Origin of the sequence: Peloplasma aerotolerans, from assembly GCF_030012175.1 — a bacterium.
Taxonomy (GTDB): Bacteria; Bacillota_I; Bacilli_A; order Acholeplasmatales; family Acholeplasmataceae; genus Peloplasma; species Peloplasma aerotolerans.
In genome coordinates, this window is sequence record NZ_JASCXW010000001.1 from 141,125 (window position 1) to 155,336 (window position 14,212).

14 protein-coding genes are annotated in these 14,212 nt (G+C 32.6%); 1 reads left to right on the forward strand and 13 read right to left on the reverse strand.

Features of this window, described 5'->3' with window-relative positions; translation table 11 throughout:
• Positions 1 to 158: 158 nt before the first annotated feature.
• The 13 genes from yfmH to tgt all read right to left on the reverse strand — a co-directional run bounded on the left by yfmH (position 159) and on the right by tgt (position 13,617).
• The gene (gene yfmH / locus QJ521_RS00670) at positions 159 to 1,433 is read right to left on the reverse strand and encodes an EF-P 5-aminopentanol modification-associated protein YfmH (protein ID WP_282838458.1); all 1,275 of its coding nucleotides are present in this window, start codon (positions 1,431 to 1,433) and stop codon (positions 159 to 161) included.
• On the reverse strand, positions 1,426 to 2,637 hold the full coding sequence (gene yfmF, locus QJ521_RS00675) for an EF-P 5-aminopentanol modification-associated protein YfmF (protein ID WP_282838459.1): 1,212 nt from the start codon (positions 2,635 to 2,637) through the stop codon (positions 1,426 to 1,428). Before yfmF ends, yfmH begins: the two co-directional genes overlap by 8 nt.
• Positions 2,637 to 3,347, reverse strand: a complete 711-nt coding sequence (deoD, locus tag QJ521_RS00680) for a purine-nucleoside phosphorylase (protein WP_282838460.1) — start codon at positions 3,345 to 3,347, stop codon at positions 2,637 to 2,639. Before deoD ends, yfmF begins: the two co-directional genes overlap by 1 nt.
• Positions 3,325 to 3,999: a deoxyribose-phosphate aldolase gene (deoC, locus tag QJ521_RS00685; protein ID WP_282838461.1), complete on the reverse strand. Its 675-nt coding sequence runs from the start codon at positions 3,997 to 3,999 to the stop codon at positions 3,325 to 3,327. Before deoC ends, deoD begins: the two co-directional genes overlap by 23 nt.
• Positions 3,986 to 4,627 carry a DUF6198 family protein gene (locus QJ521_RS00690; protein ID WP_282838462.1) on the reverse strand — a complete coding sequence of 214 codons (642 nt, stop codon included), beginning with the start codon at positions 4,625 to 4,627 and terminating at the stop codon, positions 3,986 to 3,988. Before QJ521_RS00690 ends, deoC begins: the two co-directional genes overlap by 14 nt.
• Positions 4,628 to 4,639: 12 nt before the next feature.
• Complete coding sequence (locus QJ521_RS00695) at positions 4,640 to 5,494, reverse strand: hypothetical protein (RefSeq protein WP_282838463.1); 855 nt, start codon at positions 5,492 to 5,494, stop codon at positions 4,640 to 4,642.
• A 53-nt stretch (positions 5,495 to 5,547) separates the two neighbouring features.
• Positions 5,548 to 6,282, reverse strand: coding sequence for a 5'/3'-nucleotidase SurE (gene surE, locus QJ521_RS00700; RefSeq protein WP_282838464.1), 735 nt, complete (start codon positions 6,280 to 6,282; stop codon positions 5,548 to 5,550).
• Between the two features lie 4 nt (positions 6,283 to 6,286).
• On the reverse strand, positions 6,287 to 8,986 hold the full coding sequence (ileS, locus tag QJ521_RS00705) for an isoleucine--tRNA ligase (RefSeq protein WP_282838466.1): 2,700 nt from the start codon (positions 8,984 to 8,986) through the stop codon (positions 6,287 to 6,289).
• A gap of 227 nt (positions 8,987 to 9,213) precedes the next feature.
• Complete coding sequence (gene sepF / locus QJ521_RS00710; protein WP_282838467.1) at positions 9,214 to 9,555, reverse strand: cell division protein SepF; 342 nt, start codon at positions 9,553 to 9,555, stop codon at positions 9,214 to 9,216.
• An 8-nt stretch (positions 9,556 to 9,563) separates the two neighbouring features.
• Positions 9,564 to 10,154 carry a YggS family pyridoxal phosphate-dependent enzyme gene (locus QJ521_RS00715; RefSeq protein WP_282838468.1) on the reverse strand — a complete coding sequence of 197 codons (591 nt, stop codon included), beginning with the start codon at positions 10,152 to 10,154 and terminating at the stop codon, positions 9,564 to 9,566.
• Entirely contained in the window at positions 10,154 to 11,251 is a 1,098-nt protein-coding gene (ychF, locus tag QJ521_RS00720) for a redox-regulated ATPase YchF (RefSeq protein ID WP_282838470.1), read from the reverse strand. The genes QJ521_RS00715 and ychF overlap by 1 nt, the downstream gene beginning before the upstream one ends.
• Before the next feature lie 36 nt (positions 11,252 to 11,287).
• A complete protein-coding gene (gene ftsZ / locus QJ521_RS00725; RefSeq protein ID WP_282838472.1) occupies positions 11,288 to 12,433 on the reverse strand; it encodes a cell division protein FtsZ in 1,146 nt (381 codons plus the stop codon).
• Between the two features lie 59 nt (positions 12,434 to 12,492).
• Positions 12,493 to 13,617: a tRNA guanosine(34) transglycosylase Tgt gene (tgt, locus tag QJ521_RS00730; protein WP_347568065.1), complete on the reverse strand. Its 1,125-nt coding sequence runs from the start codon at positions 13,615 to 13,617 to the stop codon at positions 12,493 to 12,495.
• 97 nt (positions 13,618 to 13,714) lie between these two features.
• Between tgt and QJ521_RS00735 the strand changes: the two genes are divergently transcribed.
• The gene (locus QJ521_RS00735) at positions 13,715 to 14,200 is read left to right on the forward strand and encodes a QueT transporter family protein (RefSeq protein WP_282838475.1); all 486 of its coding nucleotides are present in this window, start codon (positions 13,715 to 13,717) and stop codon (positions 14,198 to 14,200) included.
• The last annotated feature ends 12 nt before the right edge of the window (positions 14,201 to 14,212 follow it).

Sequence of the window (14,212 nt, forward strand, 5' to 3'; positions counted from 1 at the left end):
TTTTTATCTAGTATATAAGAGTCAATTAAATAATCGAAATGGCCAAATTAAATTTTATAATCTAAACTATACATATTTTTCTAGATTCAAGATCTTTTCATTGTTGGACCTCTTTTTAAAAAGAAAAAATGGTTGGAATTATAAAAAAAAGACCTTTATCAGGCCTTTTTGTGAATCAATGTTGTTACATATTTCTTTTCTATAAATGTTAGTGCTTCTAAAACATCTTGATAATTAAGTTCAGTTAAGATATCGACGACTTCGAATAATGATGAACCTAAATGAAAGTATTTACCATATAAATAAGCTTTGGTTTCAAGATTGTTTAATGCATAAACAAATTGTCCTAAATATACTTTCCGATAACGCTCAAATGATTTTTCACTTAATTCATTCTTCGCATCATTGATAAGAAAGTCAATCAATCTTTTTTTAAGTTTATATACTTTTTTTGACTCAGCAAAAATCATAATATTTTCAGCTTTACGTTCAAAAGATGCTTGAATATAAAAACTTTGGTTAATAAGTTTTTCTTCTAGCAACAAAGTATACATCTTTGAAGAAGACCCCAATAACATATTGAGCATCATGCTCATTGCCATTTCTTTTTTGATTTGAGCTGATTTAGATAACGTTTTTGGTTGTAATTTAATGCCAATCATTAATTTATCAATACAGTTATCTGTATCTTCAACTTCATGTTTCACAACCAATCGATTAGGTTCTTTAGGAAACAATGTTTTAGGTTTTCGGTGTTTATCCGGATATTTAGCATCATATATCTTAAAAAACTTTTTAATATCCGATAAATTAACTTTGCCAGCAATCGTGATTAACCGATTACTAGGATTGTAGAAATGTTCGTAAACTTGATTTAATATCTCAGGTGTAACATCCATGATAGATGATATAGTCCCCCCAATATCATAGCGAATAGGGTGAACATGATACATATTTTCCATCAACTTGTTTTGCATAACAGTATTTGGATCGTCTAGATACATTTTTAACTCTTCAGCAATGATATTTTTTTCTTGTTCAACATTATCATGATTAAAGAATGGTGTATCCATCATATCCATGAGATGACTTAATGCATCCATCACATTTTCTGTAGCAGAAAATAAATATGATGTTTGATTATAAGATGTCATCGCATTTGCTTCAACACCGAGTGTTGAAAATTTAACGAAAGCATCACCATCAGGCATTGCGAAAATTTTATGTTCCAAAAAATGAGCAGTTCCATAAGGTGATTGAATATTTTCATCACCTACTTTAAAGTTCAAATCTAGAGCTCCATAAGGAATAGAAAGTTCTACATAAGTTGTGAAATATGGGTCATCTTTAGGTAAAATATGAACCTGCATCCCATTTTTTAGTTTAATAATATAGACTTCTTCGTTGAAGCGTTCATATGATTTTTTAATCATTTTTAACACCTCCATGAAGCACATATATCGTATCTAAAGTTAATTGACTAAGCGCAGTTTCAACATCTTTACTTGAAACTTTTGAAATCGATATAATTTTATCTTCGATTGTCTCATGATCATCTAACAAATCTTTAATAAACGTTCTTTTGGTTAAAACAGATTGATTGTCTAAACTGCTTTTAACTTGATGAATGAAATATGCTTTCGCTTGGACTAATTCAACTTCAGTAATCCCATGAAGAATCATCAAATTGACTTGCTTTTTAATTTCTTCGACAGCAATCTCATTTTTCTCAGAAGCAACTCCACTACTAATCATTAAAACACCTTTATAATAATCGTAATTCGTTGAAATATCATAACATAATCTTAATCTCTCACGAATTTCTTTAAATAATCGGCTATCAGGATATCCACCTAATATGGTCTCTAATAAGACTGATGCATGATATAAATCATCATTTCTAAAAATAGGAAAATGATACCCTATTTTAATAATCGCTTGCTTCATATTCGTTTTTTCTTTAACGATTTTTACATCTCTTGATTTTCTAAACTTTGTTACAAAAGGGATATCTTTATGCATATCTTTAACTAAAACATTATTGATCTTAGCCATATCATTATTCTCTAGGTGTCCATTGACAATAACTTTTTTCATATTATTTAAAAACACTTTCTGATAATATTCAAAAAGTTGATCAACGGTTATTTTTTTAATGTCTTTTAATTTTCCACTCATCGGATATCCATACAAGTCATCACCAAAAAAGATTTCAAAAAATCTTGTATTCGCATAATGTCTTTTTCTATCTTTTAACGTTTCCCATTGCTCAATTAACATTCTTTTTTCTTCTTCAAAAATTTCAGGGCTAAAAAACTCATGCTCAAATAACACATCATTAAATAGACTTAGTGCTTCATCAAGCAATTGAGAATCGTTTACAATTTTTGGATCAACAAAAGTCATCACTAAACTAATAACATTAAGATTTGCCATATGTTCTGCACTAACGTTAAAATAAGCACCATAAAGATCCTCTAATTTTTCACTCATCATTTGTCTATTTATAAGCTTATTTGTATGTGAAATCAATAATTTAGGCAATAGAAAACGATATACACGTGTGTCTTCATCGTCTATATCTGTAAAGTACACAGCGAGTTGAATCGTTTTAAAATCCTTTTGAATCGATATCATTATAAACTATTTAGTGCAACTTCCATCATCTTTGTAAATGCTTCTTGACGTTCTTGTGAGGTTGTTGCCTCATGTGTAATTAATGAATCAGAAACGGTTAATAAACAAGCCGCTTTCTTCTTTAATGCTTTTGCGTTTGCGAATAAGGCAAATGACTCCATTTCCACAGCATCAGCACCATACTTCTCGTGAATTTCTTTAAATTCATCATGTTTTAAACGATAAAAAACATCAGATGAATGAATATTGCATATGTGTAACTTTATATTCAATTTTTCGCCTGCTTTAATAATTTTATTATTAAGCGGTTTAGAAGCACTTAATGTTTTTCTAGATGAAACACCCATTGTTTTCGCATAACTTGATTCTGAATATGCTTGATTAACTAAAACAACATCGTAAAGATTTAAGTCTTTTGTATAAGCTCCACAAGAGCCTATTCGAATAATATTTTCTACGCCATAAAAGTTATAGAGTTCATAACTATAAATACCAATACTTGGCATGCCCATACCAGAACCCATAACGGTTACTTTCTTTTTACCATAATAACCTGTATACCCCCACATGTTTCTAACATCGTTAATTTTCTCAACCTTTGTTAAAAAATTGTCAGCAATATATTTAGCCCGTAGAGGATCTCCTGGCATTAAAACTGTTTTTGCGATTAAATCTTTATTTTCTACTTCAATATGAGGTGTTGGAATCATTTTCTTTTCTCCTTTTATTGACAATATCTACGCCATTTGACGTCCCAATTCTTGTTGCTCCAGCTTCAATCATTTTTATAGCATCTTCATATGTTCTAACGCCACCACTTGCTTTAACTTCTGCTTTGTCTTTAACTGTTTCTTTCATCAGTTTCACATGTTCAACTGTAGCTCCGTGTGTACCAAATCCAGTTGATGTTTTAACGAACTGTGCACCAGCTTGAACAACAAGTTCAGAAACTTTTGCGATTTGCTCATTACTTAAGTAACAAGTTTCTATAATCACTTTAACTGTTTTGCCTTGTGCTTGTTCAACAACGCCTTTAATTTCTTCTATGATTGTATGATAATCTTTCGATTTAAGCGCATTGACGTTAATCACCATGTCTAACTCATCTGCTCCATCTAAAATCGCTCTTTTCGCCTCATAAGACTTTACGTCAGCTTGATGTGTACCATGAGGAAAACCAATAACTGTACAAACCAAAACGTCTGTTTTCTTTAACTTGTGTTTTGCATATTTTACCCATATAGGATTCACACAAACGCTTTTGAAATCGTATGTCTTCGCTTCTTCAATTAATTGATCAATTTGACTTTTTTCAATATTAGCTCCTAATTTCGTATGATCAATTGTTTTATTTAATTCCATGTACTTCTACTCCCTTTCTTTTTTGTTTGTTAATGAGATCAACAAACATTGAGATAAATGGCCCAATACCTAATACTAAAATAAGTGTATAAACATGAACTTGCTCAAATAATAATCCAGTAATCAATCCCATAATAACAGCCAAAATCAAGAACGTTCCCTCCATCATGATTTTCGATAACATAAGGTTGTTTACTTTTCTATTGATAATGATGAGTAATCTTTCAAAAGGTGAACTTGCAAGTCCTGTTGTTAGAGTTAATGCTGCACCAAATGTAATACTAATTAAACTAAATCCAGCTAAAGGAATTCGAATAAAAAAACTATCGATACCTAATGGAAAAATGATTTCAAACAAAAACTTCCAGCCGTCAATAAATAGACCAACTAAAAACAAAAATCCAATGGATATCAACATATCCTTTTTGGGGTCTAATAAATAGGCGATTGTCGATACGACTAACCCTGATATAACCGCTATAGTTCCCAGTGTTAATGGTGTTAGTGTATAAACAAAATAATTAAAGGCATCTAGTGGAGTCGCTCCTACTCTTGAGAATATGACACCAACAATACCTAATGCGATGAACATAAACCCACTAAGATGAATCATGATTTTCTTGATCAATGTATACTCCTTTTAATCTAACAACCTCTTGACATTCTCTTTAGCAAAGGTGTGATTAACTAACATAAATTTTGTTTTTTTCATAGTTTTGTAAACTTTTTTAGCTGTTTTCTTAGGAATGACTTTCGTTCCCTTGATGAAACCTGGTACATCTTGAAGATTTTTTTCTATTAATGGAAGTGCTTCATCATAAGAAATGACTTTGATTTCATTTCCCACACGATAGAAAATATAGTCTAGTTGTGGTGGAAAAACAGTTAGTGTATGTTCTTTCCATTCAATGCCGATAACTAACTTTTTCTTCTCTGTCGTTAAAAAATGGTATTTCGGAACATACGTATCTAATTCTTTATAATAATTTTGTAATTCATACAAGTCATCTAAATATCTAAATATTTGATGAAGTTTTTCTTTAGACATTAAATGATAATCTGACAATAAGACAGGGTTTTTAGAGATGTAGGCTTCTTTAACCATATGAAAAACTTTAAAGACAACATCCATCTTAAATGGAAGTACATCTTCAAACATTTCATTATAGATGTGGAAGTCATACGTATCGCAAACTTTTCTAACAAGCTCAAATAATTGTCTTGCTACATAATCAGGTGTCAATATTGGCATTTCTAAGTGAAAATTCAAATCCAAAAATTTAGGACTCAAACGGTAAATGTCTGGAACCTGAGATTTTGGTGTAATAACAAATAAAGCATCGTAATTTAATCTTGGATGCAAATATTTGAAACGGACACTTTTTTCATCCATTTCAACAGTTATACCTTCTACTTGTTCGAAGAAAGCAATGAGTTGTTCAAGATCAATTTTACGACTTTTTTCTTTGAAAAAATGTATATTGAATTGTGCCATGTTTTCACCCACCCTATGTTATAAGTTTACCATAAATCATATGGTTTAACAATTTATTGATTGTCAAATATTTCCTTAATTCTTTGATAATCTGAACGATTTAGTGTTAATGGAGTAATTGAAATATATCCCTCGTCAAAAGCAACAACATCTGATTCAGGATCTTCTTGATAATTAATGATGCTCGATTGAATATGAAAGATATCTGGTTTTTCACTTTTAATGAACTCAGCATGTTGAAGTCTAAGACCTTGAACTGTGATTTTTACACCTTTAGGTCTTGCATATGTTTCTTTAGGAAAATTAATGTTTAAAATACTATCACCCTCATACAATTTAGCTTCAATGATTTCATCCATTAACTTAATGGTTTCATCATAAAGATAAGGCAAATTTGTTGTTGGGGCAGAAATAGCGATTGCATCAACGCCTAATATTTTCGCTTCCATTGCTGCTGCGACTGTTCCTGAATACAAAATATCTTTTGCTATATTAGGACCATAATTAATCCCTGAAACAACAAGGTCAAAATCAACGTTAAAAACTTTTAAACCTAATCTAGTCGCATCAGCAGGTGTTCCATCGACGACAAGTGTCGCTGTTGAACCTAAAATAGGTTCAGTAACAAATGTCTCGATACGGCTTTTTATTGTAATTGAATGACTTTTTGCACTTTGATGTTCTTTAGGTGCTGATACATAAATATTGCCATAAGGCTGCAAAGCACGAACCAATATTTCTAACCCTTGTGCTTGATATCCATCATCATTGACAACTAATATATTCATATGTTTATTTGCTCCCTATAACTTGTTGACAGCGATCACATAATCCATTTTCATGAACATGATCGACGATGTTCCAACAACGATCACATGTTTCACCTATCGCAGGTGATACAAGAACTTCAAATTTACTTCCAACTGATAAATTAACTTTTGAAACAATTAATACTTGATGTATTTTCATATCTAGGAAATCAATCGCATCTCTTTGTTCTTGTGTAACGACCATATCCAGTTGAGCAGCTAATGATTTGCCAATCACTTTTAGTTCTCTTGCTTGCTCAAGTTTCTTCAAAACATTTTCTCGCATGTGATCAAAAACCTTGAATGCTTTCATCAAGTCATCTTCTTTTTTTGTGCTGATTTCTGGTAAATTCTCTAAGTATATATCTTCTTTAGCTTTGTATGGTAACAACAAATATGCTTCTGATGCTGTATGTGGCAATATCGGTGTTAACAATTTTAAGACACCTAAAGTGATATCATATAAAGTTGATTGAACACCTTTTCTTTCAGCATCATGTTCTTTTTCGATATATAAAATATCTTTTGTGTAATCTAGATAAAATGCACTTAAATCATTGGTCATAAATGGAACAACAAGACGATAAACTTTGTCGAACTCATATTTCTCATATGCTAAAAGCACTTGTTTGACTAATGTATTATATTTTAGTGTCATCACTTTATTTAGTTTACTTCTAAAGTCGTAGTTTATATATTGTGTCATTGGATCGAAACCATCTAAGTTACCTAACATAAAACGTAAAGTGTTTCTGATTTTGCGATAACCTTCTGAGATTTGATTCATCATTTCTTTTGAAATTCTAACATCACTTTGATAATCAACTGTTGCTACCCATAGTCTTAATAAGTCTGCACCTTGTTGCTTCATAACAACCAATGGATCAACAGCATTACCTAATGATTTACTCATTTTTTTACCTTGACCATCGAGTACAAACCCATGAGATACAACTTTTTTATATGGTGCTTGTCCATATGCCGCAACGCCTGTAATTAAAGAAGAATTGAACCATCCTCGATATTGGTCAGATCCTTCTAAATATAAATCTGCAGGATATGGTAAGTTTCTTGCATGTAATACAGAATGTGAAGTACCTGAATCAAACCAAACATCCATGATATCAGTTTCTTTTCTAAAGATGTTATTTGGACTACCTGGATGTGTAAAACCTTTAGGAAGCAAATCTTTAGCTTCTTTTTCATACCAAATATCTGAACCAAACTCTCTAAATAGATTGCTGATATGTTCTAAAACTTCTTGTGTCATAATAGGCTCATCATTTTCAGCATAAAAGACTGGAATTGGAACACCCCATGCACGTTGTCTTGATATACACCAGTCTTCTCTACCAGTAATCATATTTGAGATACGGAGTTCTCCCCATAGAGGAAGCCAATCCGCTTTTTTAACTTCGTTAAGTAAATCTTGTTTTAATTGATCAATACTTGCAAACCATTGAGGTGTAGCTCTAAAGATGACAGGTTTTCTCGTTCTCCAGTCATGTGGATAAGAGTGGGTAAATTTATTTTGTTTAAGGAGCACACCTTTTTCTTCAAGTGCAACAACGATTGCTTCATTTGCAACTTCATAATACTGACCTGCAAATGGACCAGCATCTTCGGTCATAAACCCTTTATCATCGACAGGGCAAAAAACATCTAAATCATAAACTTTTCCAATACGATAATCATCTTCACCATGCCCTGGAGCCGTATGTACAAGTCCAGTACCATCTGAATCAGTAACATGTTCACCAACAATAATTGGTGATATACGACCATATAACGGATGTTTATACTTCATAAACTCTAGATCTTTACCTTTGATGGTATCAACAACTTTGTATTCATCCCAATTTAAGGTGCTAGCTAATGTTTCAACTAATGTTTCAGCAACCACATAACGATTTCCTTTAACTTCAACCACTGAATAGTTAAATCTTGGGTGTACTGAAATTGCTAAGTTTGCTGGAAGTGTCCATGGTGTTGTTGTCCAAATCAAAAAGGATGCATCTTTTAAGGTATCTTTTGCATCTATAGATGGAAAAGCAACATATACAGATATAGATTGTTTATCTTGATACTCAATTTCTGCTTCTGCTAATGCAGATTCTGATGATGGCGACCAATAAACTGGTTTAAGTCCTTTATAGATGAGTCCACGATCAACCATTTTGGCAAATATTTTTATTTGATTTGCTTCATAATCATTGGTTAAAGTGATATAAGGATTTTCCCATTCACCTAAAATACCTAATCTAGCGAATTGTCCCTTTTGTTTTTCAACTTGATCGAGTGCATATTCTCTACATAATTTTCTATACTCAACAAGTGATATCTCTTTTCTTTTAACACCTTTTTTGGTTAATGCAGTTTCAATCGGTAAACCATGTGTATCCCATCCTGGTACATATGGGACATATCTACCTTTCATGGTTTGATAACGCAAAACAAAATCCTTTAAGATTTTATTGAGTGCATGTCCGATATGAATATCCCCATTTGCATATGGTGGTCCATCATGCAAAATAAAGGGTATTGATGCCTTATTTTTTTCTAATACTTTTTTATAGAGATCGATATCATTCCATCTTTGTTGAAATTCTACCTCTCTGACACCTAAGTTCCCTCTCATTTGGAAATCAGTTTTAGGCATCAATAATGTGTCTTTATAATCCATTTTTATCTCTCCTCTTAATCTAATATAAAAATAAAATTCGCCCTTATAGCTAAGGACGAAATAAAATTCCGCGGTACCACCTTAGTTCTAGAATAAAATTCTAGCACTTCGTTTTTTGATGTTTGCTCAAAGGTGATGCATACTAATCGAGTGGTTCTTAGGCTTACACCATCCCTAAATCGCTTGAAACTTCAATTGAGTTTGCTTGTCCTTTTCAACGCAATATTCTATTCTACTACATCTTTTAAAAATTCTTCCATTGATCCATCATCATAAACATCGCTAGCTGCGAACATAAATACTTTTTCTTGAACATTTGCTATTTCTCCATGAATGGCATAAATGACACCTGAAAGAAATGCGATGACTTTGTTTGCTTGATCAATATCAAGCGGTTCAAAGTTTAGGATTAATGGATGTCCATTGATCATTTTTTCTGCAAGACCAGTTATGTATTGATCCTCATCAGTCAAAAGATTTTCAAAAATAATTTTGTCAGACATTAATTCATTATCAACATTTAATTGATCTTCATTTTTCTTCTTCTTACCAATGCTAAATAATCCCATATTTCCTCCTATTCAAGCAGTTCAAGAAATTTTCTACCAATCCGAACATGTGTTGCATGATGTTTCATCGCAAGTTCGTAATCATTGGTCATCCCCATTGAACGATATGGCAGTTTGTAGGTCTTAGCTAACTCATCTAGTTGATGAAACACTTGGTCAGTTATCATTCGATCTTCATCTTTACCAATGGTCATAAAACCGATTAACTCTATTTTATCATATTTTTTAATTTCTAAAAGAAATTGAGCCAAATTCGAGAGTAAAATCCCGCTTTTTTGATCTTCTTCTGTTAAATTAACTTGAACGAAGCATTTAATAGGCTTTGTTGCGTGCTTTTGAATGCTGTTTGCTAAGCTGATTCGGTCAAGTGTATGAAGATAGTCAATTTGATTGATGATATCTTTAACTTTATTGGACTGAAGATGACCAATAAAATGCCACGTGATGTTTAAATCTTTGAGTTCTTCTATTTTTTTGAGTAAATCTTGTGCGCGATTTTCTCCAAAATGAAAGACACCTTTTAGATACAAGGCTCTCATTTGATTTGTATCAAAATATTTAGATGCACAAATCACAGTCGCATTGATATCAAATAACATTATACATTAAACCTAAAGAGCATGATGTCACCATCTTTGACAACATAGTCTTTCCCTTCTAATCTAACTCTTCCATTTTCTTTTGCTACTTGTGGTGTTCCATATTTGATAAGGTCATCATAAGCTAGCGTTTCCGCTTTGATAAACCCTCTTTCAAAATCGCTATGAATAATACCAGCACACTGAGGTGCTTTCATACCATTTTTAAATGTCCAGGCTCTTACCTCTGGTTCCCCAGCTGTAAAGTATGTTTTTAAACCAAGTAGATCATAACTTTTTTCGATCACTTCGTTTAACCCTGATTTTTCTAATCCGTAAGCTTCTAGGAAAGTGAGTTGTTCTTCTGGTTGTAATGAAGCAATTTCCATTTCTACTTGTGCTGAAATTAATACAACCTCTGTTTTTTCTTGTTTCGCATAGGATAAAACGTTTTGATAATGCGGGTTTTTTTCTGGTTCATGAAGCCCTTCTTCTGCAACATTTGCAATATAAATCATAGGTTTCATTGTTAACAAATTAAAGTTTTTAATAATCTTTAATTCTTCCTCAGTAAAATCTAGAAGTCTCGGACTTTCATTTTTATCAAGCGTATCTTTTATATGCTTTAATAATTCTTGTTCTTGAATCGCTTCTTTTGATTTCGTCTTAACCTTTTTTTCTAGTCTTTGAATGCGTTTTTCAATGGATTCAATATCGGCTAAGTTCAGCTCTATCTTAATGGTTTCGATATCTCTAATTGGATCTACTTTTCCATCAACATGCGTCACATTTTCGTCATCAAAACAACGCACTACTTGACAAATAGCGTCGACTTCGCGAATATGACTTAAAAATTGGTTACCCAATCCTTCACCTTTAGAAGCGCCTCTAACTAACCCAGCAATATCGATGAATTCATATGCTGTAGGCACTACCTTTTTTGGTTTATATTTTTGAGCTAAAACATCTAGTCTTTTATCTTGTACAAAAACAATACCTACATTCGGTTCAATTGTAGCAAACGGGTAGTTTGCTGCAAGTGCTTCTGCTTTTGTAATGGCATTAAAGAGCGTAGATTTCCCTACATTCGGTAGCCCAACAATTCCTGCTTTTAACATTTTTTATATCCTTCCAGTAAAAAAGGCTTTCGCCTTTTAAAATTTTCCTTTTTTTACTAACCATGAAGGTAGGTTGCGTTTCTTACCTTCAGAAGGTTGATTGCTTTCTAAATCATCTTCTTCATACTCTTGTGATTTCAATCCTTGTTTTGTAAGTTTCATTTGTTCGTCTGAAGACTTATTGAAAATCTCACTTGCCAAGTTTTCAATCGTTGAGTCTTTAGCTTTTAATTCATAACCAGTAGCAATAACTGTTACAATTAATTCTTCATCTAAATCTTGGTTTACTGTAGTTCCGTAAATAATGTTTAAATCTCTATCTGTTGCATTTCTAATTTCAGATAATGCTTGTTCTGTTTCAAATAGTGTGATATTTGTGCCTGAGGTAATATTAACGATTGCATCAGTTGCTCCATCAATACTGACTTCTAACAATTTAGAGTGAATTGCTTTTCTTGCTGCTTCAATTGCGCGATCTTCACCTGATGCAATACCAATACCCATTAATGCAGTACCTTTATTTTCCATAACTGTCTTAACATCAGCAAAGTCAACGTTAATTAAACCAGGAATCGCAATAATTTCAGCAATACCTTGAACACCTTGACGCAATACATTATCAGATTCTCTAAATGCGTCTAACAACTGAGTTGTTGGACCAGAGATTGCTAATAATCTTTCGTTAGGAATCACGATTAATGTGTCAACATGAGGTTTTAACTCTTCTAATCCATAAATTGCTGCTTGCATACGAGCAGGTCCTTCAAAAGCAAATGGTTTTGTTACGATACCTATTGTTAAGCATCCCATTTCTTTAGCTTTTTGTGCAATGATTGGTGCAGCACCTGTTCCAGTACCTCCGCCCATACCAGCTGTAATAAAGACCATATCAGCATCTCTTAAAACATCTTCTATCTCTTCAATTGACTCTTCTGCAGCTTGACGTCCAACTTCTGATTTAGCACCAGCACCAAGTCCTCTTGTTAAATATTTACCAAGTTGAACTCTGGTTTCAGCTTTCGATACTTTTAGTACTTGAGCATCGGTATTCATAGCAACAAAAACAACGCCTTTAACATCGTTTTCAATCATTCTATTGATAGCGTTACCTCCGCCCCCACCAACACCAATAACTTTTATAACGGGCTTTTGATTGAAATTATCTGATTCGCCAAATACCATAGGTATCCCTCCTAGCACTATCTCTATTTTACAATATAATCTCTATAAATGAAAGATTTTTATCTAGATTTAAAATAATTTGTTTTTTTCTTCATTTCTTCTTTAAAATCAAGAAGACGATCTTCTTTAATTGCTGTTCTAATTTCTTGCATCAAATGCTTTAGATAAGCCAAATTTTGATAAGTGACTAAACGCATCCCTAACATTTCTTCTGCCTTAAATAAATGTCTGATATAAGAGCGAGTGTATTTAGAAACTTTAGTTTTTAGATATGGATCTAATGGTTTCATATCATGTTCATAAGTTTGATTTTTGATAACGATTTTACCTTCTGTTGTTAATGCTGTCCCATGACGTGCAATCCTTGTTGGGAGTACACAATCAAACATATCGATACCATGAATTACATTTTCAACTAAATCATCAGGTGCACCAACACCCATTAAATATCTAGGTTTATCAAAAGGTAGAATAGGGTTTAAATACTTCGTCATTTGATACATTTCTTCTTTAGTTTCTCCAACTGACAAACCACCAATAGAGTATCCAGGAAAATCCATTTCTATTAATTTTTCTGCACAGTATTTCCTTAATTCTTCATTTAAGCCACCTTGGACAATACCAAATAGCGCTTGATCAGTTGATAATGCATCTTTTCCTCTTTTTGCCCAACGCAATGTTCTATCGACAGAGTCTTTCATATACTCATAAGTTTCATAAGGTGGTGGACACTCATCAAAACTCATGATAATATCAGCACCTAGTTTTTCTTGTACTTTAATTGAGTCTTCTGGAGACATAAATAATGCAGATCCATTTTTATGATGTTTAAAATGTACACCTTCTTCAGTAATCTTACGCATTTCGGTTAACGAAAATACTTGATAACCACCACTATCTGTTAAAACGGATCCATCCCAATTCATAAAACCACGGATACCTCCATGTTTTTCAACAAGATCTTCTCCCGGCTGTAGCCACAAGTGGTAAGTGTTGCCTAATATAAGCCCTTCTGAGACCTCTTTAATTTCTTTTGGCTCCAAGGTTTTAACAGTTGCTTGAGTGCCAACTGGCATAAAAAAAGGCGTTTCAAAAACCCCGTGAGGTGTCGTTAATCTCCCTAAGCGTGCTCCACTTTGTTTACATACATGTAAGACTTCAAATTTTATACTCATGTTTATCATCCTTCATCTTGTAATTATAGCATATCTTTGATAAAATGTTTAAGTAATATTAGCTGTACCCTAGGAAACCAGCTAAAACAAAACAGGGAGATTACAAATGAATAAAATGGTATTAAGAGATTTTTTGAAGCAGTCGATGATTGCTTCGGTGTATGTTGTGTTAGTCTATGTGTTTCAATTTGCTAGTTTTGGATTGATTCAATTTAGAATTGCCGAAGTGTTAATGATCTTAGTTTTCTTTGATAAGAAAAGTATCATCGGACTGACGGTTGGTTGTTTTATAGCTAACTTGGTAGGTGGAGCGATTATTATTGATGTAATATTTGGAACCATGGCAACCACAATTGCTGGATTTCTGATGTGGTATACGAGAAAAGTTCCATTATTCGCGATGGTTTGGCCAGCAATTATCAATGGCGTCATCATTGGTTTAATCTTAACTTATGGTTATCATCTTGGTCCTTTATATATTACAATGCCTTCCGTATTTATTGGAGAGTTTGTTGTTTTATATGTTTTAGGTGTTCCAATCTATTATTCACTTAAAGATAATCAAGACTTCTTAGAATTCTTTAAAAATTGACCTTAGGGTCTT

Coding starts and splice junctions, on each gene's coding strand:
- yfmH (WP_282838458.1), bottom strand. CDS start 1,433: ATGATTAAAAAATCATATGAACGCTTCAACGAAGAAGTCTATATTATT.
- yfmF (WP_282838459.1), bottom strand. CDS start 2,637: ATGATATCGATTCAAAAGGATTTTAAAACGATTCAACTCGCTGTGTAC.
- deoD (WP_282838460.1), bottom strand. CDS start 3,347: ATGATTCCAACACCTCATATTGAAGTAGAAAATAAAGATTTAATCGCA.
- deoC (WP_282838461.1), bottom strand. CDS start 3,999: ATGGAATTAAATAAAACAATTGATCATACGAAATTAGGAGCTAATATT.
- QJ521_RS00695 (WP_282838463.1), bottom strand. CDS start 5,494: ATGGCACAATTCAATATACATTTTTTCAAAGAAAAAAGTCGTAAAATT.
- surE (WP_282838464.1), bottom strand. CDS start 6,282: ATGAATATATTAGTTGTCAATGATGATGGATATCAAGCACAAGGGTTA.
- ileS (WP_282838466.1), bottom strand. CDS start 8,986: ATGGATTATAAAGACACATTATTGATGCCTAAAACTGATTTCCAAATG.
- sepF (WP_282838467.1), bottom strand. CDS start 9,555: ATGGGATTATTTAGCATTGGTAAGAAGAAGAAAAATGAAGATCAATTA.
- QJ521_RS00715 (WP_282838468.1), bottom strand. CDS start 10,154: ATGTTATTTGATATCAATGCGACTGTGATTTGTGCATCTAAATATTTT.
- ychF (WP_282838470.1), bottom strand. CDS start 11,251: ATGTTAAAAGCAGGAATTGTTGGGCTACCGAATGTAGGGAAATCTACG.
- ftsZ (WP_282838472.1), bottom strand. CDS start 12,433: ATGGTATTTGGCGAATCAGATAATTTCAATCAAAAGCCCGTTATAAAA.
- tgt (WP_347568065.1), bottom strand. CDS start 13,617: ATGATAAACATGAGTATAAAATTTGAAGTCTTACATGTATGTAAACAA.
- QJ521_RS00735 (WP_282838475.1), top strand. CDS start 13,715: ATGAATAAAATGGTATTAAGAGATTTTTTGAAGCAGTCGATGATTGCT.